This window comes from Pedosphaera parvula Ellin514 (genome assembly GCF_000172555.1).
Lineage (GTDB): Bacteria > Verrucomicrobiota > Verrucomicrobiia > Limisphaerales > Pedosphaeraceae > Pedosphaera.
Window position 1 is genome coordinate 1 of the sequence record NZ_ABOX02000052.1, and the last position, 23,297, is coordinate 23,297.

14 protein-coding genes are annotated in these 23,297 nt (G+C 52.4%); 9 read left to right on the forward strand and 5 right to left on the reverse strand.

Annotated features, from left to right (window positions below; translation table 11 throughout):
* Positions 1-286 (reverse strand): helix-turn-helix domain-containing protein (locus tag CFLAV_RS26435; protein ID WP_160164665.1); only part of this gene is annotated, 286 nt, incomplete at its 3' end.
* Positions 287-432: 146 nt separating this feature from the next.
* Here CFLAV_RS26435 and CFLAV_RS26440 point away from each other — a divergent pair.
* On the forward strand, positions 433-5,007 hold the full coding sequence (locus tag CFLAV_RS26440; RefSeq protein WP_007417951.1) for an MG2 domain-containing protein: 4,575 nt from the start codon (positions 433-435) through the stop codon (positions 5,005-5,007).
* A gap of 86 nt (positions 5,008-5,093) precedes the next feature.
* On the opposite strand, the gene CFLAV_RS26445 is transcribed toward CFLAV_RS26440, so the two are convergent.
* Positions 5,094-6,035, reverse strand: coding sequence for a DUF6159 family protein (locus CFLAV_RS26445; protein WP_007417952.1), 942 nt, complete (start codon positions 6,033-6,035; stop codon positions 5,094-5,096).
* 478 nt (positions 6,036-6,513) lie between these two features.
* Between CFLAV_RS26445 and CFLAV_RS26450 the strand changes: the two genes are divergently transcribed.
* The 4 genes from CFLAV_RS26450 (at position 6,514) to CFLAV_RS26465 (ending at position 15,912) form a co-directional block, all read left to right on the forward strand.
* Positions 6,514-9,696, forward strand: coding sequence for a DUF1553 domain-containing protein (locus CFLAV_RS26450; RefSeq protein ID WP_040550316.1), 3,183 nt, complete (start codon positions 6,514-6,516; stop codon positions 9,694-9,696).
* Between the two features lie 4 nt (positions 9,697-9,700).
* Complete coding sequence (locus CFLAV_RS26455; protein WP_007417954.1) at positions 9,701-11,191, forward strand: DUF1501 domain-containing protein; 1,491 nt, start codon at positions 9,701-9,703, stop codon at positions 11,189-11,191.
* An 88-nt stretch (positions 11,192-11,279) separates the two neighbouring features.
* A complete protein-coding gene (locus CFLAV_RS26460; RefSeq protein WP_202796962.1) occupies positions 11,280-14,459 on the forward strand; it encodes a DUF1553 domain-containing protein in 3,180 nt (1,059 codons plus the stop codon).
* Between the two features lies 1 nt (position 14,460).
* Complete coding sequence (locus CFLAV_RS26465; protein ID WP_007417956.1) at positions 14,461-15,912, forward strand: DUF1501 domain-containing protein; 1,452 nt, start codon at positions 14,461-14,463, stop codon at positions 15,910-15,912.
* A 57-nt stretch (positions 15,913-15,969) separates the two neighbouring features.
* Here CFLAV_RS26465 and CFLAV_RS26470 read toward each other — a convergent pair whose 3' ends face one another.
* Positions 15,970-17,151: a homospermidine biosynthesis protein gene (locus tag CFLAV_RS26470; RefSeq protein ID WP_007417957.1), complete on the reverse strand. Its 1,182-nt coding sequence runs from the start codon at positions 17,149-17,151 to the stop codon at positions 15,970-15,972.
* A 114-nt stretch (positions 17,152-17,265) separates the two neighbouring features.
* Positions 17,266-17,877 carry a sterol desaturase family protein gene (locus CFLAV_RS26475; RefSeq protein WP_007417958.1) on the reverse strand — a complete coding sequence of 204 codons (612 nt, stop codon included), beginning with the start codon at positions 17,875-17,877 and terminating at the stop codon, positions 17,266-17,268.
* 233 nt (positions 17,878-18,110) lie between these two features.
* Between CFLAV_RS26475 and lpxK the strand changes: the two genes are divergently transcribed.
* Genes lpxK through CFLAV_RS26495 form a run of 4 tightly spaced genes read left to right on the forward strand, consistent with a single transcriptional unit; the run spans position 18,111 to position 22,350 of the window.
* Positions 18,111-19,283 (forward strand): tetraacyldisaccharide 4'-kinase, encoded by a 1,173-nt coding sequence (gene lpxK / locus CFLAV_RS26480; RefSeq protein ID WP_007417959.1) that lies wholly within the window; start codon positions 18,111-18,113, stop codon positions 19,281-19,283.
* 6 nt (positions 19,284-19,289) lie between these two features.
* Entirely contained in the window at positions 19,290-20,228 is a 939-nt protein-coding gene (locus CFLAV_RS26485) for a lysophospholipid acyltransferase family protein (RefSeq protein WP_007417960.1), read from the forward strand.
* 16 nt (positions 20,229-20,244) lie between these two features.
* Entirely contained in the window at positions 20,245-21,393 is a 1,149-nt protein-coding gene (waaF, locus tag CFLAV_RS26490; RefSeq protein ID WP_007417961.1) for a lipopolysaccharide heptosyltransferase II, read from the forward strand.
* Between the two features lie 36 nt (positions 21,394-21,429).
* A complete protein-coding gene (locus CFLAV_RS26495) occupies positions 21,430-22,350 on the forward strand; it encodes a serine O-acetyltransferase (RefSeq protein WP_007417962.1) in 921 nt (306 codons plus the stop codon).
* 36 nt (positions 22,351-22,386) lie between these two features.
* Here the strand turns inward: CFLAV_RS26495 and CFLAV_RS26500 are convergent, their stop codons facing one another.
* Complete coding sequence (locus CFLAV_RS26500; protein WP_007417963.1) at positions 22,387-23,286, reverse strand: PfkB family carbohydrate kinase; 900 nt, start codon at positions 23,284-23,286, stop codon at positions 22,387-22,389.
* Positions 23,287-23,297 lie beyond the last annotated feature (11 nt).

A 23,297-nucleotide genomic window follows, 5' to 3' on the forward strand; every position in this document is an offset into this window, starting at 1 on the left:
GACGAAAATAATTTAGTCCCGTGCTCTGCACTTTCCCCTCAACCAACTCATCATGCCGGCAAATCGGACAGACCTCCCGCGCTCTGTCTACATCCTTCGCGCTGTGGAACACCTCCATGACTGCATCCAGGTCTTCCTGCCAAAACCGCGTGGAATCACCCACTTTACGATACGTAATTTTCCCGTCGCGCATCCAACGATAAAGGGTTGGTTCACCTACATCCAAATACTCCGCAGCCTCCTTGATGGAGTACCACTTCCTGCCTGTTGTTTCAGTCTTTTCCATAGCTTTTGCTCCCAATCCGGGTGCATTCATACTCCATTTACTATCATATGCAATTATTTTATTGCATATACAATTAAATGATAGTAAATGATAGTTAATGACACGCAGGCAGGATTGCAGCATTCAACCAATCAGGAGTCATTGCTATGAATCAACATTCTCAGAACGATCCCAAACATTCTTCGTCCCCTCACGGCGCTCCAAATCGAAAACCCATCGGTAGCCTTCTCGCTAAAGGCCTTATCCTAGCCATCTTGGCAGTAACTGTTTATTCAATCTACGTTGCTGTCCACGAACCCGACCCGCAGGAAACGGTATTCCTCGGCCAAACCAAACTCGCCAGTGCCAGTCCAGCCGCCTTCCGAATTCTTGTCCGCCACCGGGCCACAGGTTCTCCCGTTCAAAATGCCAAAGTCGGTCTTAATCTCTCCTCCAAATTTCATTCCACCATAAATCTGGGCACTTTTTACACCGGAGCGGATGGCAGTCTGGGAGACAATATAAACATTCCCGACCTCCCGCCCGGTTCATACCAATTGACTGTGGATGTCTCCTCACGGTTGGGCCGGGATAAATTAATCGAAAAAATGGAAGTCCAACATGCTGTCCGCATTCTCCTCTCCTCAGACAAACCGATTTATCAGCCCGGTCAGACCATTCGTCTCCGCAGTCTGGTGTCCAACACCCGCACACAAGCCCCATTCACCAATGAACCTGTGACCTTTGAAGTAAGTGATCCCAAAGGAAACAAGGTGTTTAAGGAAACCCATAAAGTCTCGAGCTTCGGCATAGCCTCCGCCGACTTTGTTCTCGCCTCAGAGCTAAATCTCGGCAACTACACCATCCGTGCCATCAGCGGCACCGCCACCACGGAAAGCTCGATTCAGGTAAAGCGTTACGTCCTGCCCAAATTCAAAGTGAACATCACCACGGATAAAACCTATTATCTGCCCGGCTACAATGTGGCCGGGAAAATTCAGGTTAAATACTTTTTTGGCAAACCCGTCGCTAATGCTTCAGTAAAATTGAAAGTCACAAGTCTCCAGGAAAAATCATTCGCTGCTTTTGAGATCCCGGGCACAACCGACTCCTCCGGCAACTTCTCCTTCCAATTCGTTGCACCTGATTTTTTTGCCGGTATGCCGCAAAATAATCTCCAAGCCTTTTTGGATTTGAACGTTGAGGTCACTGACACCGCCGGACATCAGGAACAAACAGCCTCGTCGCTGACTGTCACCCAAAGCGAGCTCGACCTCGCGGTCGTTCCTGATGGTGGCAGAGTGGTTCCCGGCGTTGAGAACCTTCTCTACGTCCTCACGACATATCCCGATGGCCAGCCTGCCATTTGTAAAGTCTTCCTCGCCGGAGCCTCTTACCAATCAGATGCCCAAGGGGTTTGTGTTATTAAGTTTTTCCCAGCAGAAATCAATCCCCTGTTGGAACTGCAAGCGCTCGATAACACAGGCAAAAAAGCCCGGCTCAACTATTATCCAGAGGTAAAGGCGGATACCTCGCCGCTGCTGTTGCGTACAGACAAGGCAATCTACGACGCTGGCCAGAGCGCAAACCTAACTATCCTCTCAACCAACAAGAACAATACAGTTTTCATCGATGTGATTCGCGACGGCCAAATGGTTCTTACTAAATCCGTAGTGTTGAAAAACCATCAAGCTCAGTATTCGCTTCCTCTCCCAACTTCCCTGGTTGGCGTTCTAAAAATTCATGCCTACCTGATCACGGATGACGGCGATGATCTCGGGCTCTCCCGGATTATTTACATCAATCCAACCTCCAATCTCAAAATCCAGGCGCTTGCTTCAAAGCCTGTTTATCGGCCGGGCGAAGTTGCGAAAGTTGAATTAAGTGTCACTGACGCTCAAGGACGCCCCGCTCCCAGCGCTCTCGGCATCAGTGCTGTGGATGAGAGTGTCTTTGCTTTGCATGGAAATCATCCCGGACTGTTGCAGCATTTCCTTGATGCCGAAAGCGACCTGCTTAAGCCGCGATTTCAGCTCAAGTCTTTCTCAGACCCAAGCCCTTTGCTTCTGGGCCCTGCCCCTAATCAAACCCTGGCTCAAGCCTATTTTTCTTCGCTCGAATCGGAACCTCCCAATCCAGCGATGGAGAACCTGATTGGCAATGACCAACTGCCGCGCAAAGTACTGGATCACGTCCGCTCTATGCGCGGAACTCCCGATTACGAACGACTTCGCAAAGATCCATACTTTGCAGGGATTCTACAGCGTATCGAAAATGGCGTAGGCTACTATGATCTGCGTGAAGCCACCGGCCCTTCCAAGCTCCGAATTGTCGAATCCAAACGCAAGGCGTATTTCCACAACCTCAAAGGCGCCGTCCTTACAATCGCCGGTGCCGCTCTATTCCTATTGCTGATGTTTCTGGTACTCCGTTCCGCCTACTCGGGAGAGATCCTGATGGTCGTAGCCATCCTTGCCATCATTGCCATTCTGGCAGGATTGCTTATGCCGGCTCTCGCCAAAGCCAAACAGAAAGCTTCAAGAATCAGTCTTATCAATGATCTGAAACAAATTGATCTCGCCAACCGCATGGCGGAGGAGGATAGAAAGGATGCAGGCGGAGCCAATTCAGCTCCGCGCGTCCGCCGTGATTTTCCCGAAACTCTTTTTTGGCAGCCTCAGTTGATCACGGATGACCAGGGCAAGGCATCACTGGAGATACCACTGGCCGATTCGATCACCACCTGGCGCACCACAATTGACGCCGTTGACCACCATGGCAAGCTGGGCGGCACCGAACTCCCCATTGCAGTCTTTCAGGATTTCTTTGTTGATTTGGATCTGCCCGTTTCCCTGTCGCTCAACGACGAGGTCTCCATGTCTGTCACATGTTATAATTACCTGAATGAATCTCAGGATATTCATCTCAAACTTGCCCACTCGGATTGGTTCTACAGTCCATCAGCGGAGGCCACCCTTCACCTTGGGCCGAATGAAGTGAAAAGCGTGCATTTCTCACTAAAAACCCTCAGGGTTGGAACTCACTCGCTCCGGGTGACGGCAAAAGGGCGAAAGCTGTCCGATGCCATCGAACGTGAGATCAAAGTCCTTCCCACCGGCGATCAAATAGAGCTGACCAAAAATGACTTTTTGAAGGATGGCTTTACCAGTGTATTCAATGTGCCAGCAACTGCCATTCCGGGCTCACAAAGCCTTTGGCTTAAATTCTATCCCTCCCGGTTCAGCGAAATTGTGGAAGGTCTGGACGGAATTTTAGAGGCTCCTCACGGTTGTTTTGAACAAACCTCCTCCACAACTTATCCCAATGTTTTGGTTCTCGAATATTTGAAACGAATGGGCCGATTGACTCCGGCAACCGAACTCAAGGCAAAATCGTTCATCAACGAGGGTTATCAACGATTGATTAGTTTTGAAGTCCCTGGCGGTGGGTTTGAGTGGTTCGGACATACTCCGGCACACGTGGGCTTGACCGCTTATGGCATCCTGGAATTTAAGGATATGAGCCGGGTGCATCCAGTCGATCAGGCTCTTATTGATCGCACGGTTAAATGGCTCTCAGCGCAACAAATGACCGATGGTTCGTGGAGCAGCTCAGCCGGGTTGGACTCATGGAGCAAGTTCGATGCGGTCACGCCCTACGTTGCCTGGGCTCTGGCTGAAGCGGGAGATAATTCTCAAAATCTTGAAAAAGCCCTCGCCTATCTCCAGTCCCACGAGAATGAATTCTCCACAGTTTATGCGAAGGCCCTGGTCGCGAATGCCTTTCTCGCTCATGACCGCGCCGATTCGTATGGTCGCAAACTCGCGGCTGAGTTGAAGCAAACTGCCCATCTGGACAATAATAAATCCATTCATTGGACTTCAGCTGGAACAAGCCTCAGCTATTCTCGCGGCGCAGATCTTGAGGTCGAAACCTCTGCGCTTTGCGCCATGGCGCTGATGAAAGCCGGCCTCTGGCCCGAATCGGTAAAGCAAGCGCTCACGTGGATCTCCGCTCATAAGACTCGCAACGGCACGTGGGGTTCCACCCAGGCAACCATTCTTGCAATGCGCGCTTTGATCGAGGGAAGCACCACCTCTCTCGGCCAGGAATTTGACTCTACAGTCACTCTCTCGTCCAACGGAAAACCCATCCATACCTTTCACCTGAACAAACAAAACAGCGATGTCATGCAACAAATCGATCTCACCAAATATTTGCGCTCCGGAGAAAACAGGATCGACCTGCATCAAGTTCCTGCTGGTGAATTGCCTTTCCAGCTGACTGGTGTTTACTGGCTCCCCAGTTCTCCTTCAACAATACCTCCTAAAGTGGCTGAAACTGGCAATCCTCAGCCCTTGGAAATAGTTCTGAATTACGACCGAACCACGCTGGCAGTGAACGATCAACTGCAATGCACCGCGACCGTTAAAAATAGTTCCGGCAGCCTGATCAACATGGCGATAATCGATCTCAGCATTCCACCGGGTTTTGAGGTCGATTCCTCCGACTTCCAATCACTGTTGGCAGCAGGCAAAATCGAAAAATTCGAAGCGACGGCTAATCAGGTCGTTCTTTATTTGCGTGAACTGTCAGCTTCAGTTCCGTTCACCTTCAGTTATTCGTTGCGTGCCCGGTACCCACTTCGTATTCAAACCAGCCCCAGCACAGTCTACGAATACTACCAATCCAGGAACCGTGCGCAGAGCCGTTCCATTACTCTCGAAGTTGCCAAAGAATAACAGGTGCACCGTTGGGATGACATATCACCATCAACCAGTGCACCTGCGATAAATCAGACCTCTTCAAGGCCGCCCGATTCCAGCGGTCAGCCTTTTTTGACTTTCCATGCCAACTCCATCATTTCGGAAGTGTAGGGCTGAGGCAGATCGCCGTGTGCGGCGTAGAGGAAAAGGGCGCAACGAAAAATTTGGCTGGCAACGCTCATGATGTAACTCAGCACAATAATTGAAAACAACCAACTCACACCCACCATCACCCCCAGCAACACTGAATGCAGGGCAATGGCTGCAAAAATACCGCCTGCCAGCCAGACCAGCGAAATAAGCATGATGATGGAACCGCCGAAACTCACCCCCACGTAGCCGATCAATGATTCTCCCCAGGTCCGAGTTAAAGTCACTGCCGACTTTTTCAAGACCTTCACCGGATTGATCGCTTCTTCATCGGTCACAATCACCGGAATCACAAACACGCAAGCAATGCTCCAGGCTGCTCCCACCAACTTCATCACAATCTGGCCCACAATTCCAAAACGCTGCTCCAGGGATTTTATGATAAACCCGATCAATCCTGCGAACGCAGTCCACATCAAAATTTGCTTCCATTTGCCGCACGCAAACCGCAACCCTCCCCCGACTGTTACAGAGCCGCCGCCCAGCGCACTCAATATCTGGGAATAAAAGGCCACATTGAAGAAGGTGGCGCAGAACATCGAAACGAAATACATCGCCGCAAAGTAGGCCACACCCAATGGCTTTACTCCGCTGAGGGCCTGATATCGCCCATAGTGGTTGCCGCTGTGCGCCATACTCCCGGTATCATAGATGGTGTTCACCACCTTGCCCCAGTGTTCGCCAGAGGTGTAACTATAGCCAGTTGGCTGGAAGGCAACGGGCAGAATAAACAGCATCGTGATGATGATGGTGAACGTGGCGGTAAGAATTGGAAACACCAGCAATTTCTTATTTTGCTGCATTACGTAAAGTGAACTCTTGAACAACTCCCAGCTTCTTCTGAACTTTTCCATAATTATCCTTATTTGTGTTAAACGTTCCGGAACCCTTCTCCAGGAAAACAAACTTCTGGACTCATTTTTTCCAACTTTGATGAAACCCCGCTCTTACAGACGCTTCCTCTTTGTATGACTGCCAGGCTGGACAGTCAATCTTTCGGTGCTTATAAATCTACACTTCGTTTATACTCACTCCACACCTTTGCATTTGGGTCATTAGTGCCTTTTCATTACCCGAGATATTGGCCAGTTGATCTTGAACCGGAGAGTAAGTTGATCGCACCTCTCATTTTTCCATTCCAGCAAGAACTTTCGCCACAAGGATTTTATAACTGACTGGTGTTTAGCTTTTTACCTTACCGCATAAGATTTCACTCAAGAAAAAATTTGGAACTCGTTGAATTACATGCTTTTTTCAATCGTCAGAGTTGCAATAGTTATTTTGAGGATGTTTAATAATTGGATAATGACCCCGGTTTTCAAATTTGGTTTTATGACACCTTTGTCGACAAAGCTTTTTCTAGCACTCCTGGGCACGCTTGTGGCCTCGCAGGTTAATGCAGCTCCTGCTCCCGACAAGATTGAATACAACCGCGACATTCGCCCCATCCTTTCGGAGAACTGCTTCGGTTGCCACGGTCCGGATTCCGCTTCACGCAAGGCGGGTTTGCGCCTCGATAAACTCGACGAAGCCACAGCGCCCAGAAAAGAAAACAAATTCGCCATCGTCCCGGGTAGTCCTGAGAAAAGCGAACTGGTCCGTCGTATCACGGCCTCTGACCCGGACGACATCATGCCTCCGGCCAAAACCCACAAAACTCTCTCCTCAAAAGAAAAAGACCTTCTCAAGCTCTGGATTGCCGGCGGTGCAAAATATCAGGCCCACTGGTCTTTCCTTGCACCAACCCGCCCTGAGTTGCCCAAGGTAAAAAACCGCCGCTGGGTTCATAATCCAATAGATCAATTCCTTCTGGCGCGCCTCGAAAAGGAAGGGCTTAAACCCGCTTCCGAAGCGGATCGCCGCACTCTGGCCCGCCGTGTGACGCTTGATTTGACTGGTCTTCCGCCTAAACCAGAGGACGTCGAGGTTTTCTTGAAAGACACTTCAGCCAATGCTTACGAAAAACTTGTCGACCGTCTTTTAGCATCTCCCCAATATGGTGAACACCGGGCTCGCTATTGGCTTGATACGGCTCGTTATGCGGATTCCAACGGCATCCATTTCGACAACTACCGTGAAATCTGGTCTTATCGTGATTGGATAATAAAAGCATTCAACCGCAACCTGTCATTCGATAAATTTACCATCGATCAACTCGCCGGTGATCTGCTGCCCGGGCATGATCTCGATGACGATGTTGCCACCGGCTTCAATCGTTGCAACATGACCACGAACGAAGGCGGCGCGATTGATGACGAATATTATGTGCTCTACGCCCGCGATCGCACCGAAGCCACCGGGCAGACCTGGTTGGGCCTTACCGTTGGCTGCGCCGTTTGTCACGATCACAAATTTGATCCTCTCTCACAAAAAGAGTTTTACTCGCTCTCCGCATTCTTCAACAACACCACCCAAAAGGCCATGGATGGAAATGTCCAAAACACGCCTCCCATTCTGGTGGTTCCTTTGGAACAAGATCGCGCCAAATGGGAATCCCTTTCTCCCCGCATCGACGCCGCCAAAGCGAAACTCGACGACCGCCGCAAAGTCGCGCGCCCTGATTTCGATATCTGGTTCACCAATGTTTCGGCCAAAGCCTTTTCCAAACGCCTGCCCAAGGATGTCCCCCAGTTCCGCGCTCTTCTCGCCGATAACAAAACCAACTCCATCCAGGTCGCCGTTAATGGCGAGAATCGCACGGTAACTCTGGCCACCAACGCTCATTGGCAAGGCGGCTATACTGCGGCCAAGGCCTATACCAGCGATGCCAAAACAACCCCGGCGCTGGATGACGTTGGTGATTTCGACAAAGACCAATCCTTCTCTTACGGTGCCTGGGTTTATCTCGCCAAGGGCCGTGATGGCGCTGTCATCGCCCGCATGGATGATCAACATGATTACCGCGGCTGGGATCTCTGGCTCGAAGGCGGCAAGCCCGGCACACACATTGTGAGCAAATGGCCCGAAGATGCCTTGAAGGTCGTGGCGAACAAAGCAATCGATGCCAAGCGCTGGACTCACGTTTGCATCACGTACGATGGTTCCGCCAAGGCGAGCGGCGTTAAAATCTACATGGACGGCGAACTCCAGGAATCGGTCGGTGTCCAGGCTGACAAACTCCAAAACACGCTTCGCACGAAGGTCCCGTTCAAAATCGGCCAGCGTAATACTTCCTCTCCGTTGGATACGGCGGGCATCCAGGACGTGCGTATCTACAATCGCGTGCTCAAACCCACCGAAGTCAAGTCGCTGGCCACGGATACCCGTATGGCCTATCTGGTTACCCGCTTAAAAAAGAAGGAGAACGACAAGGAGAAGGACGAACTTTATACCGGTTACCTCAAGGATTTTGACCAGCCATACCAGGACCTCTCCAAGTCAGTTGCCGAGGTGGAGCGTCAAGGCGCTGACATAAAGGCTCGCGCCACCGTTGCCCACGTCATGCACGAAAAGCCTGAATCTCCCGAGGCTTTCGTGTTGTTCCGTGGTGAATATGATAAGCGTCGCGACAAGGTCGAACCGACCACTCCCAAGGCATTGCCAGCCATGCCTGCCGACTTCCCCCGTAACCGCCTCGGCTTTGCCAAATGGCTGCTGCTCCCGGAACATCCCCTCACTGCCCGGGTGAACGTGAACCGATTCTGGCAGGAACTTTTTGGTGTGGGCATCGTCCGCACCACGGGAGATTTCGGCATCACCGGCGAACTTCCTTCCAACCAGGCTTTGCTTGACTGGCTGGCAGTTGAATTTCGCGAATCTGGCTGGGACATGAAACATATGTATAAGCTGATGGTAATGTCCTCCTCCTATCGGCAGGCAGCTACGGTTACTCCGGAAAAGCTTTCCAAGGATCCTGATAATCGCCTGCTCTCGCGCGGCCCCCGCTTCCGCATGGATGGGGAAATGGTCCGTGACTACGCTCTCTCAGCCAGTGGCCTGCTTATCCCGAAGATCGGCGGCCCCAGCGTGAAGCCCTATCAACCGGATGGCGTATGGGAAGCCGTGGCCATGATCGGCAGCAATACCCGCGATTACAAACGCGACTCTGGCGAGGCTCTTTATCGTCGCAGCCTCTATACTTTCTGGAAGCGCGCCGCACCACCTGCCTCCATGGAAATCTTTAACGCTCCCAGCCGCGAAACCTGCACCGTGCGCCGCGAACGAACAGACACTCCCCTACAAGCTTTGGTAACCATGGACGACCCGCAATTTATCGAAGCTGCTCGCAATCTGGCCCAACATGCACTCAAGGATTGCGGCGCCAGGGATGAAGTTCGCATTGATTTTATTGCCCAACGGCTTCTCGCACGACCGCTTAAACCGGCGGAATTAAAAATCGTCAGTTCCGGCTATAAAGGCCTGCTTGCTCACTACCAGTCCACTCCCAAAGCCGCGGAGGCCTTGGTTTCAGTGGGCGAATCCAAGCCAGACCCTTCTCTGGATCGCCCCACCCTCGCGGCTTACACCATGGTGGCCAACCAACTGATGAACCTGGATGAAGTCCTGAATAAATAAGCTTATGTTTCCTGAATTTAATCCCCATCCAATTTTCAAAGATTACGTCCGCTATGAAACGCGCCGTCAATTCTTCCGGCGCGGCGCCAGTTTGATGGGTGCCGCCGCTCTTGGAATGTTGGCTCCCGGATTGGCGAAGGGTGCCGAAAAGGTTGCCTCTTTGTCACATGCGAAGAACCAACCAATTGGCCCACACTTCGCGCCCAGGGCTAAACGGGTGATTTATCTGCACATGGTAGGCGGACCACCGCAGATGGATCTCTACGATTACAAACCGGCCATGGGCGAATATTACGACAAGGATTTGCCGGAATCGATTCGTATGGGACAGCGCTTGACCACAATGACGTCCGGCCAGGCCCGCTTCCCTATCGCCCCATCCAAATATAAGTTTCAGCAGCACGGCAAATCAGGCATGTGGGTCAGCGAACTGCTTCCCTGGACTTCCAAGATGGTTGACGATATGTGCTTCATTCGCTCCATGCACACCGAGGCCATCAACCATGAACCGGCCATTTGCTACATGCAGACCGGCAACCAAATCACGGGCCGCCCCTGCCTCGGTTCATGGGTTTCTTACGGACTCGGTTCCATGAATTCTTCCCTGCCCACTTTCGTTGTGCTCGTGGCCAAGCCGACCAATACCGAGCAAGTCCAGGCAATCTCGGGTCGTCTCTGGTCCTCGGGTTATTTGCCCGGACAACACGCCGGCGTTTCCTTCCGTTCTGCAGGTGATCCCATCCTTTACATCAATAATCCCAATGGAGTTGATGCCAAGGTGCGTCGCAGCATGCTTGATGGATTGAAGGCGCTGAATGAAATGAATTATCATGATGTGGGCGATCCTGAAACCCATACCCGTATTAATCAGTACGAACTCGCCTTCCGCATGCAGGCGAGCGTCCCCGAACTGACCGACATGTCCGGCGAGCCCGAGTCCGTTTATCAACTCTACGGTAATGAAGCGAAGAAGCCCGGAACCTTTGCCAATACCGCCCTGCTCGCCCGTCGCATGGTGGAACGCGGCGTCCGCTTCGTTCAGATTTATCACAACAATTGGGACACGCATGCGAACGTCTCCGGTCGCCTGCCCATGCAGTGCAAAGACGTCGACCAACCCTGTTACGGCTTGATTCAAGATCTCAAACAACGCGGCATGCTGGACGATACCCTGGTGATTTGGGGCGGCGAGTTTGGCCGGACAATTTACTCTCAAGGCGGCCTCTCCAAGGACAATTACGGACGCGATCACCATCCCCGCTGCTTCACCATGTGGATGGCTGGCGGTGGATCGAAAGGCGGAACCATTTACGGCGAAACGGATGATTTCTCCTACAACATCGTCAAGGATCCAGTCCACATTCACGATTTTCATGCCACCGCCCTCCAGTTACTCGGCATGGATCACGAACGCTTCACGTTCCGCTATCAAGGCCTCGACCAACGCCTTACCGGTGTTGAGGCCTCCCGTGTCGTCCGCGAGTTGATCGCCTGACCGGCCGCAGCCATTTTCGCAAAACTTAGTCTGGTGCTCGATGCGTCTCAAAGGCACATTGACTGCCAAAGCTTTTGAACCGTGTTGTATGGCTGTACGCCTTCAAACATTATTTGCACTCTGGTTGATTCTGGAAATTGTCCCCAACGGGATAACATTGGCAGCGTCCCCCTCCGGGCAGGTTAACTTCAGTCGCGATGTCCTCCCCATCCTTTCCGACAATTGTTACCAGTGCCACGGTCCGGACGAAGGAGCACGCAAAGCCAAACTCCGCTTCGATACCAAAGACGGCGCATTCCGCGTCAAGGACGGCAAGGCGGTCATCGCTCCTGGCAAAAGCTCGAAAAGCGAACTCATCCGTCGCATCACCACCACCGACGTTGACGACCTCATGCCGCCGCCTAAATCGAATCGCAAATTGACTGCTCAACAAATTGACCTGCTCAGACGCTGGATTGATCAAGGAGCCGTCTGGAGCAGGCATTGGTCCTTCGAACCACCGCAACGTCCCGAGGTTCCGAAGGTCAAAAACACACGCTGGGCACAAAACCAGATTGACTCTTTCATCCTGGCCCGTCTGCAAAAGGAAAATCTCAAACCCTCACCCGAAGCCCGCAAGGAAACGCTCCTGCGCCGCATCACTTTTGATCTCACCGGTCTGCCACCCACCCTCTCCGAGATGGATGGCTTCCTTGCCGACAAATCTTCGAATGCGTACGAGAAAGTGGTCGACCGCCTGCTCGCTTCACCTCGTTACGGTGAGCGCATGGCCACCGACTGGCTGGATATCGCACGCTTTGCCGACACACATGGATATCAAATGGACCGGTACCGCGCGATGTGGCCTTATCGCGATTGGGTGATCAAGGCGTTCAACCAAAATCTCTCCTTCGATAAGTTCGTTCTCTGGCAACTCGCCGGCGATCTGGTGCCTAATGCCACCAAGGAACAACGCCTCGCCACTGCCTTCAATCGTCTTCATTGCCAGAATGAGGAAGGTGGCATCGTTGAAGAGGAATACCGTGTTGCCTACGTTGTCGATCGCGTGAACACCATGGGCACTGCGTTCCTTGGCCTCACCTTCGAATGCTCCCGCTGCCATGATCATAAATTCGACCCCATCACACAAAAAGATTATTACTCTCTCTTCTCCTTCTTTCAAAATATCGATGAGTCAGGCCAGACTAGCTACTTCACCGACTCAATGCCGGTGCCAACCTTGTTGCTCTCGGACGACGCGACCGATACAAAGCTGGCCAGGCTCAACACTGAGATCACCAAAAAGGAACAGCAACTGGTGGCTGTTCGCGATACCGCGCTTGATGCCTTCGATGAATGGCTCAATACCAAAACCAACAAACTGGAAATCCCAGGTTTGATTGCCTCTTTTTCTTTCGATGAAATTGTTTCCAATAAAATTGCGAATGCTGCCGATCCCTCCAAGCCCGGCAACCCGGTGGAAAACCCGAAACTCGTCTCCGGAAAGTTAGGACAGTGCGCTGAATTAAGTGGTGAAAACGGTTTTACCTTCCCTGATCTTGGAAAGTTCAGCCGCACAGATCCATTCTCGATCAGCCTCTGGTTGCAAACATCCACGCTCGCCCCGCGTGCTGTCATTCTTCATCACAGCAAAGCCCCGATTGATGCGGGCAGTCGTGGTTATGAACTTTTACTCGAGAATGGCCGCGTGGCGGTTGGTCTGCACCACATGTGGCCTGGCAATTCACTCAAGGTCACAACCAGCAATGCCATTCCAACCAACGAATGGGTGCACATCGCGATGACGTACGACGGCTCGAGCCACGCCAATGGAGTGCAGATTTACATCGATGGCGAGCCAACGCCCCTCGAAGTCATCCGGGATGGATTGTTCAAGGATATCACTTACGAAAATGGCGAACCTGACCTCGCCATTGGCTACCGCTTTCGAGATAACGGTTTCAAAGGCGGGCGCGTGGATGAATTTAAACTTTTCAACCGCGCCCTGACTCCAATGGAGGTTTCATTGCTCGGCGGTCAGAATAGTTTTTCAAATACCTGGAATACCACAAACTCACAACTAACCTCGGTCCAACGCGACAATTTGTTTACCTTCTACTGCGCCACCATTTACCGGCCCGGCTTTAAACTGAACGATCAATTACATCAATTACGCCAGGAGCAAAACAGCCTGATCAATCCCATCCCGGAAATAATGGTCATGCGGGAACTGCCGCAACCCAAGCCTGCGTATATCCTCAAGCGAGGATCTTACGATGCCCATGGCGATCAAGTCTCGGCCAACACTCCCGCCGCACTGCCACCCCTTCACGCCGACGAACCCCGCAATCGTCTCGGCCTCGCGCACTGGCTTCTCTCACCCGAAAACCCTTTAACCACCCGCGTCACCGTAAACCGCGCCTGGCAGATGATGTTTGGTCGTGGACTGGTGGAAACGAGTGACAACTTTGGCCGTCAAGGTTCGTTTCCCACACATCCGGAACTGCTTGATTGGCTGGCCTGCGACTTCAGGGAAAGCGGATGGGACATGAAACATCTTCTCAAACTGATCGCTCTGTCCGCTACTTACCGACAATCCTCGCAAGCCAATTCCGAACTGCTCGCCCGCGATCCTGCCAACGAACTTTTGGCCCGCGGCCCATCCCGTCGCCTCACGGCCGAGATGCTGCGTGACCAGGCACTCGCCACCAGTGGTCTGCTCGTCGAAAAAATAGGCGGCCCAAGTGTGAAACCCTATCAGCCCGAAGGTCTCTGGGAGGAAAAAGCAATGGGCGCTCCGCACTACGATCAAGGCCATGGTGATGACCTACACCGTCGCAGCCTTTACACCTTTTGGAAACGCACAGTGCCCAACCCCGCCATGATTGCGTTCGATGCCAGTGAAAAAAACACCTGCACCGTGCGTCGTCAAAGCACCAGCACACCCTTGCAAGCCTTGGCCCTGCTGAATGATACCCAAATCATCGAAGCCGCCAGACACATCAGCCAGCGCATGCTCAAGGAAGGCGGCACGAACCTGGAAAGCCAGGTCTCCTGGACCTTCCGCCTGCTTACGGACCGCCGCCCCACAGCTAGGGAAGTTAAATTGCTGAAAGAACTTTATCAGGAGCAACGCGAGTTGTTTGCCAACGATAAACAGGCAACGGAGAAGTTGTTGGTTATCGGCGAAGTGAAAAACGATCCCACCCTAAACCCGGCGGATCTGGCCGCTGGCACAGTTCTCGCCGAGGCCATATTGAACCACGACGAAGCCGTAATGCGTAGATGATATGAATTGCTCGCACGTCAACTTTCAGATGAATCGCCGCGACTTCTTCAGCAAATTCGCCCTCGGTCTCGGCGGTGCCGCCTTGTTCGGCTTGCTGCGTAAGGATACCTTCGCCAGTGCGTCCGCTCCGGATCATTCTTTGAAAGGCATTCTGGATGTGCCGCATTTCGCACCGAAAGCGAAACGCATCATCTATCTGTTCATGAGTGGCGGACCATCACAATTGGATTTGTTCGATTACAAGCCGCTGCTCAATAAGCGAAACGGTGAGGATCTGCCAGCCAGCGTACGCATGGGCCAACGGCTCACCGGCATGTCTGGAAATCAATCCACCCTGCCGCTCGCCGGTTCCATCTTCAATTTTGCTCAACATGGCCAGAGCGGTGCCTGGGTCAGCGAGCTGATGCCTTGGACTGCCAAACTCGCAGACGAACTTTGTTTCATCAAATCGTTGCACACGGAAGCCATCAATCACGACCCCGCCATCACATTTTTCCAGACTGGTTCACAACTTCCCGGACGCCCATCGATGGGCGCCTGGCTCAGCTACGGACTCGGCAGTACCAACCAAAACCTGCCTGCATTCACCGTTCTCATTTCCAAAGACCGCATCGATCAACCCTTGTATGCGCGTCTTTGGGGCAACGGTTTTCTACCCAGCACCCATCAAGGCGTGCAGTTCCGATCAGGCAAGGACCCGGTTCTTTATCTGGCCAATCCTGACGGCATTTCGGGCCAAAGCCGTCGCAAGATGCTCGACAAACTCGGCGAATTGCACGCGCTCCAGTTTCAGGATCTCGGTGATCCGGAGATCAACTCGCGCGTGGCTCAATATGAACTGGCTTACCGCATGCAAACATCCGTTCCCGATGTAATGGATATTTCCAGGGAACCAGCCAGCACGTTTGAACTCTACGGGACTGAATCAAAAAATCCCGGAACCTTCGCCGCGAACTGCATCCTTGCCCGTCGCCTCGCCGAACGCGATGTGCGATTTATTCAGCTCTATCATCCCGGCTGGGATCACCATGGTGGCCTGCCCGCCGGCATCCGACGTCAATGCAAAGATGTCGATCAAGCCTGTTACGCGCTTATCACCGACCTGAAGCAGCGTGGTTTGCTCGAAGACACGCTCGTGGTCTGGGGCGGTGAGTTCGGCCGCACCAACTATTCACAAGGCAAGCTGACTCCCACGGATTATGGTCGCGACCATCACCCGCGATGTTTCACTGCCTGGATGGCCGGTGGCGGCGTGAAACCCGGCTTCAGCTATGGCACCACGGATGATTACGGTTATAGTGTGACGGAAAACCCGGTTCACGTCCACGACCTCCAGGCCACCATCCTTCACCAACTCGGCATCGACCACGAAAAACTCACTTACAAATTCCAAGGCCGTTACTACCGCCTGACCGATGTTCACGGTGAAGTGGTAAAATCCATCCTGGCTTGAACGGAAAAGCCCGAGCCAAAGCCCGGGCTTAACCTGCGACTATTATTGCACCACTGCTTAACGGTCGCGATCGATATTCTTATTCAAGCCAATACCGCTGGAGCGCTTGGCAACCTTGCGACTGGTCTTGATCTTGGTCACCGTGCCGGTCTTAAGGTAAAGGCCCTTGATGGTATCAAGCAATTCATCGCGGCGGTTGTAAAGACGTTTGAGCTTTCGCGGCTTGACCCGGCTCAGGCAATACGCGGTCAGCAGCGGCAGCGAAATGGTGGAATCCACGTAGGCAACGACGCAGTCAGGCAAGGTGTTCGGGTCCACTTTGCCCCAGCTTACTGCTTCAGCCGGCGTGGCACCGCTCAACCCACCGGTGTCCGGACGCGCATCGGTGCATTGAAGGAAATAATCATGGCCCTTTTCCTGGATGCCCATTACTTCCTGAATCTGTGGCTCGGTTTGCAGCATGAAATTCTTAGGTGACCCGCCACCGAGAATGAACACGGATGACTTGTGTCCGCTCGACTTGGCTTCATACACAATCGCAGCCGTCTGATTCACATCACGATTCACATCCATCAGCAATTTGGAATCACGCAGCGCCATCGCGGCCACATTCATGCCGATCGAACTATCGCCCGGGCTGCTCGTGAAAATTGGAATGCCACATTCATAAGCCGTGGCCAGCACGGAGCTATCCTTCAGCCCCAGCTTTTTGCCGCGCTCGGAAACGTATTTGCCCAACAGATAATGAAACTCATCGGTGCCCATCGTGCGTTGGAACTCCGGCCCTTTGATTACTTCCCGAACAAACGCGTCGGTATCGAGCAGCACATTATAGTCGAACAGCACATCGTAAATACGGATGACGCCGTCCTTGTGCAGTTCTATGTCGTTCAAAAAGGGTGAACCGGCGTAGAGCTTCATGTTGAGGCCGTAGTGAAGATCATGGTAAAGATTGGCCCCGGTCGAAATAATCCAATCCACAAAACCCGCCTTCATGAATGGAATGAGGCAGGACTTGCCCAGTCCCGCCGGCGTCAAGGCGCCGGTCAGGCTCATGCCAATGAATCCATCCTTCGGCAGCATCTTCTCGGTCAAAAGTTGTGCCGCTTCGCGAATGCGTCCCCCGTTGTACGCCAGAAAGGTTTGATCGATCAGGTCCGCAGCGGAAATATTTTTGCCCACGCCCAACGGATTGAGGCGGGGATACGCAGCAAATTTACGTGATACACTCTTGCTCATGCGCGCAGTGTTACCAAAATTCCGGCAAACGCAAATTTTTTTTGCGTATCAATAAAGAAAAAGCCCTCGCCGGAACTCCGACGAGGGCAGGATTTTTATTCGTTAAATCAACAATTACTCTGCCACGGCAAACTTGGGCAACCGGGTCTTCGCATTCTTCGGCTGCACATTCGGCACCGAAGGACCTTCTGCCTGTTTGAAATGCACTTTGGAGCGCAGCAGCAGGGTTCCCAAAATCAAATCAGCCAGAGGGAGCACTACATTAAAATTCTTGTGCATATAACGATGATGCAAAAGATGATGGCCGTTTAGGCGGAAGAAGATGCCGGAGCGTTCGATATTGCGCTTCCTTGGCAGGTGCATGCACCAGTGGATGTACTCATAAGCGCCGTAATAGCTGGCGCAAGCCAGGGCCGCGCCGCAGGCAATGGCCCAATGTCCAAGCAGCCATGAAGCCAGCACGAAAGGAAGCATTCCAACTGCAATCAACACCGGGCCGTTCCACCATGCCATGGGGATCGTGTGCTTGTCCTTTTCATCAATCAAATGATAAGTATGGTCGGCCTTGAAAATTTGGTGGTGAACCACGGCATGAGCTTGGAAGGCATAATCAAATTTGCCCACCGGCCGATGCATGATATACTTGTGAAGCACCCACTCAAAGAGGGATGCGAAAAAGATGCCGATTACAAAACTTGCGGACATCCAAAAGAAAAATATAGACATAATTCTGCTAATCAAAAGAAGCCGCAAAGAACCGACAGATTTCCACCCGGAAGCCTAACACCAATTCATACCCGGCTTTCGTGCCACTTTCCGCGCTTTTGCTCACTTAGTCAAATCACAATTCGTCAATTTTAATTAAAAATAATTGAACGTATATCGATTAAATCGATGAAATGTTTCTTTCTCAGCCTTCCGCTTGCCCTCTTTGCCACACCTTGGCAGACTATGCTTGCATGCGTGAATCTATCCGTGCGTGGACGGAATCCATTGAAACGTTCCTTTTAGACGTGATTTTTGAGCAACGCCGCGGTTACGTGGCGGGGCTCGTCCGCGCCATTTTGTACTCGCTTTCCAAAATTTTCCAAGTCGCTGTTAAAACCCGGCGTTTCCTCTATAACGTTCGCATTATGCGCGATTCCACCCTCGGGGTACAAGTAATCGCGATCGGTAACCTTACGGTGGGTGGTACCGGCAAAACACCCGTGGTGGAGAAATTTGCCCGGGAACTCAAAGATCAAGGTCGAACGGTTGCCATCTTATCACGAGGCTATCGCTCCAAACCTCCTCCGTTTCGTAAACGTCTTGTAAACAAGCTTCTCTTTCAGGAAGATAGTACTCCTCCTCGAGTTGTTTCTGATGGTAAATCCCTGCTCCTGGATTCTGAAGCTGCCGGCGATGAACCTTACATGCTGGCCTCGAATCTCAAGGATGTCGTTGTGCTGGTTGACAAGGACCGCGTGAAAAGCGGTCGCTATGCGATTGAGAAGTTCGGCTGCGACACACTTCTCCTCGACGATGGATTTCAATATTGGAAGCTTCGTGGCCGCCGACAGGACATCGTTTTAATTGATCGCCAGCAGCCTTTTGGCAATGAACGCCTGCTCCCGCGCGGCACCTTGCGTGAACCCCCTTCGCATCTTGCCCGCGCCACCACCATTTTCATTACTAAAAGCGACGGCAAAACGGAGGAACTCAGAAAACGCATCGCTGAGTTAAACCCGACCGCGGGAATTATCGAATGCATTCATCATCCGCTCTATTTTGAGGACGTATTTACCGGCCAACGTTGCGGCCTGGAATTAATCAAGGATCGTAAAGTCGCCTCCTTTAGTGGTATTGCTCAACCAGAGAGTTTCGAGCACAGTCTCACCGCCTTGGGCGGAAACCTGGTGTATTCCAAGCGTTTTGCGGATCACCACCGTTTTTCGCAACAGGAAGTGCTTAATGCGATTAATCGGAGCAAGAAGCGTCAGGCGGAATTGATTATCACGACTCAGAAGGATGCCGTGCGATTTCCCAAGATTGATCGGCGCGACCTGCCCATTTATTTTGTGCGGGTGGAAATCAAAATATTGAGCGGGGCGAAAGATTTTCAGGACTGCGTCCGCAAGATCTGCTTCCGCTAGGCGACCATGAACTTTTTGCTTTATTACATTGCCCGCGGGTTGATCGGCTTTCTCCAGGCACTCCCCATCACCTGGGTGGCCCACACCGGGCGTGCTGGAGGAGGCTTGTTTTATTACCTCGATGCCCGGCATCGCCGCGTCGCTATCAAAAACATTTCCCTCTCCTTTCCAGAAAAGCCGGCCACTGAAGTCAAGGCCATCGCGAAGGAGAATTTCCGTCGCATTGGCGAAAACTGGTCTTGCGCCATCAAAACAGCGGCCATGACGTTCGACCAACTGAAGGAACATATGCAGGTCGTGGGCGTCAAAAAACTTCTACCCAAAACCGAAACGGAAACGCCCACCAGCCGGGTTTTTGCCATCGGGCATTTTGGGAACTTCGAGTTATTTGCCCACGCAGTGCACATCCTGCCCTGGTATCAGGGTGCAACCACTTATCGCGCCATCCGTAATCCTGCCATCAACAAACTGGTGCTCTCACTGCGCGAACAGACTGGTTGCTTGTTTTTTGAGCGCCGCATGGATGGTGCAGCCTTGCGCGAGGCAACTCGTAAAAAGCATCTTTTGTTAGGCTTGCTCTCCGATCAGCACGCGGGTAACAGTGGCATGCGGCTCCCGTTCCTGGGACGGGATTGCTCCACGACCAAGGCCCCGGCTGTCTTCGCCATGCGCTACAACATGCCTTTGCATGTCTCCATCTGTTTCCGGACGCGCCCCGGATATTGGCGCATCGAAGTGAGCGATGAAATTCCCACTCGCGAGTTTGGGGAATCCCGCACTGTCGAAGCCATTATGCGTGACGTCAACTCCGCTCTGGAAGAGGCCGTTCGTCGTGATCCAGCCAATTGGTTTTGGGTTCATAATCGGTGGAAGCCAGCTCCTCAGAAGCCGGCCCAATCCAAACCGGAACCGGAGCCGGAGATGGAAGGTGAAGACGCTGCTTAAATTCCGGGACCATTAAATGCCCTCCGCGCATACTGAACGCATCCTGGTTAGAGGCGTCAACTGGCTTGGTGATGCTGTCATGACCACTCCTGCCCTGCAGCGCCTCCGTGAATCCCGGCCACACGCACATATCACGCTGCTCACTCATGCCAAACTGAAAGATCTCTATCAAAATCATCCCTCAATTAACGAAATTCGCACGTTTGGTTCGAAGGCCGGTCCGCTGAAGATTGGCTGGCGTTTGCGAAGGCAAAATTATGATCTCGGGCTCATTTTCCCAAATTCACCGCGTTCAGCCTTGGAACTGTGGTTTGGAGGCGTCAAAAAAAGGGTCGGTTACGCCCGCCCTTGGCGTGACTGGCTTCTCACTCAACCAGTGCAATCGCGCCCGGATGAACTGGCCATGCATAAACGCTCGGAAATTGAGGTGCAAGAGTTGATCAGGACGAATAATTCCAGCCCCACAAGCTACCCTCGGACAGCACACCATATTTATCAATATCTTCACCTCACAACCGCCATCGGTGCCCAACCAGAGCCTGTAGCTCCAAAGATTGTCGTTCCCACTGAGAATGTCGCAAAACTGACCGCCAAATTTAACCTTTCTTCCAAACCAGGGGAACCGGCGCTTTGGTTCGGGTTGAATGCCGGCGCGGAATATGGACCAGCCAAACGCTGGCCGGAAGAGCGATTCACCGAAGCCGCAATTGAAATCCAACGTCGCACCAGATGTCGGTGGCTGATCTTCGGTGTGCACGCAGACCTTGAACTCTCCCTTCGCATCACCACCAATATTTATCGCGCAAATGAGAAGCTGTTTGGAGTTGAGGAAACCGGGAAATTTCCCCATGTCTTTAACCTGGCTGGAAAGACCTCACTGGGAGAACTGTGCGCCGCCCTGAAACTTTGCCGTGTCCTGCTCACCAACGATTCCGGCCCCATGCATGTAGCGGCGGCACTTGGCACCCGCGTCATAGTTCCTTTTGGCAGCACTTCGCCGGAACTCACCGGCCCTGGACTTCCTGGCGATTTCTCACACCAAATCCTTCGGGTTCAAGCCCCCTGCTCCCCCTGTTTCCTGCGCCAATGCCCCATCGACTTTCGTTGCATGACTTCGATCCCGGTTGCGAGCACGGTCGAAGCTGTTTTACGTGCTGCCCGTTAGCTTGCCTTTCTTCGCTGGCTGCTGAATACTCCCTCTGTGCAAATCACGGTTACACAATTAACCGATCAATTGGTCGCTTCCTATGCCCGGCATGGTGGCATCAATCATCTGGATGGCAAGAACCTGCCATCCAAGCGGGCCGTTTGCTCCATTACTGTCGATCTGCTGCGCCTTTTGTTCCCGGGTTTTTTCGATGAAAAGCCGATCCATTCCTCCGAAATCAAGGTGGAGACCGCCCTGCTGATGGATACTGTTTTGGAACATTTGGAGGATGAGATTTATAAAAGCCTCGAATATCGCCCGCCTGAAAACCTGCACAAGAAGGACTTGCGGCCTACCGCGCATGCGTTGACCATGGAGTTTTTAGGCAAACTTCCGCACATACGCGAGTTGTTGCAAACCGATACCGAAGCCGCCTACAACGGCGACCCCGCTGCTCTTAGCCGGGAAGAAATCATTGTCGCCTACCCTTTTGTCGAAAGCATCGCCGTCCAACGATTGGCACATGAGCTCTACAAAAAGGATGTCGCTCTGATTCCTCGCATCATGACGGAGTGGGCACACGGGCGCACCGGAATCGACTTGCACCCCGGAGCCAAAATCGGCTCACACTTCTTTGTCGACCACGGAACTGGTGCGGTCGTCGGCGAAACTGCTGAAATTGGTGATCACGTAAAAATGTATCAAGGTGTTGGCCTGGTTGCGCGTTCCCTTGCTGGTGGTCAGCAATTACACGGACTGAAACGCCATCCCACCATCGAAGACCGCGTCACCATTTATGCCAATGCCACCATTGTCGGCGGCGAAACGGTAATCGGCGCCGGCAGCACCATCGGCGCCAACGTTTTCCTCATGCAGAGCGTTTCTCCCAACTCACTCGTGCTCCAGGAAGAGGTCAACGTGAAAGTGATAAAAAAAGCCGATCGTGAAAAGAAAACGATCGATTTTCAGATTTAATCCAAAAATCGATCGTTTGTTAGCAATCGGACGCTTTTAAAACCTGGTCAGCCTTTCCAATTCCTTCACGCGCGCTTCAATCGCAGGCCGTGTAATTTTCGTGGTAAAGTTCAGCCCGAATCCTTCGCAACAGAACGAAGCCACCACACTGCCGTAAATCATTGCCCTGCGAATATTGTTATCAACCGAACCTTTCGCCGTGGAAAGATAGCCCATCATCCCGCCCACGAACGAATCACCAGCGCCTGTTGGGTCCACGACGCGATGCAGCGGATAAGCCGGTGACACAAACAAGCCGGCTTTCGTTGAAAGGATCGCCCCATGCTCGCCTTTCTTGATGATCACATATTTCGGCCCCAGTTTGTGTATCTTCTTCAACGCCGCCATAATGTTATCTTCCTGCGTAAGTTGGCGCGCTTCACTGTCATTCAGCACAAACCCATCCACCCGCTTCAGCAGTTTCAACAAGTCTGGCAATGCAATGTTCAGCCACAAATCCATCGTATCAGCCACCACGAACTTGGGCTTCTTCATCTGCGTCAAAACATGGTGTTGCAACGAAGGCGCGATATTTGCCAGCAGGACAAAGTCTGATTTTTGATACGCGACCGGCAACCTCGGGTTGAACGTCTCGAACACACCCAGTTCAGTCTCGAGCGTGCGACGATTGTTCATGTTCACTTCGTACTCGCCCGACCAATGGAAAGTCTTTCCGGGAAGAATCTGCAACCCTTCCAGGTGGATCTTATGCTTCTTGTAAAGCTGGATATACTTCTTCGGAAAATCTTCTCCCACAACCCCTACGAGCTTCGTGGGCGCAAAAAAACTCGCCGCCACCGCCGCATGACTCGCCGAGCCACCCAACAGCCGCGGATTTTCCGCCTTCGGAGTCTTGATGGAATCCAGGGCCGTCGAACCAACAATCAGAACGCTCATAGAAATTTTAA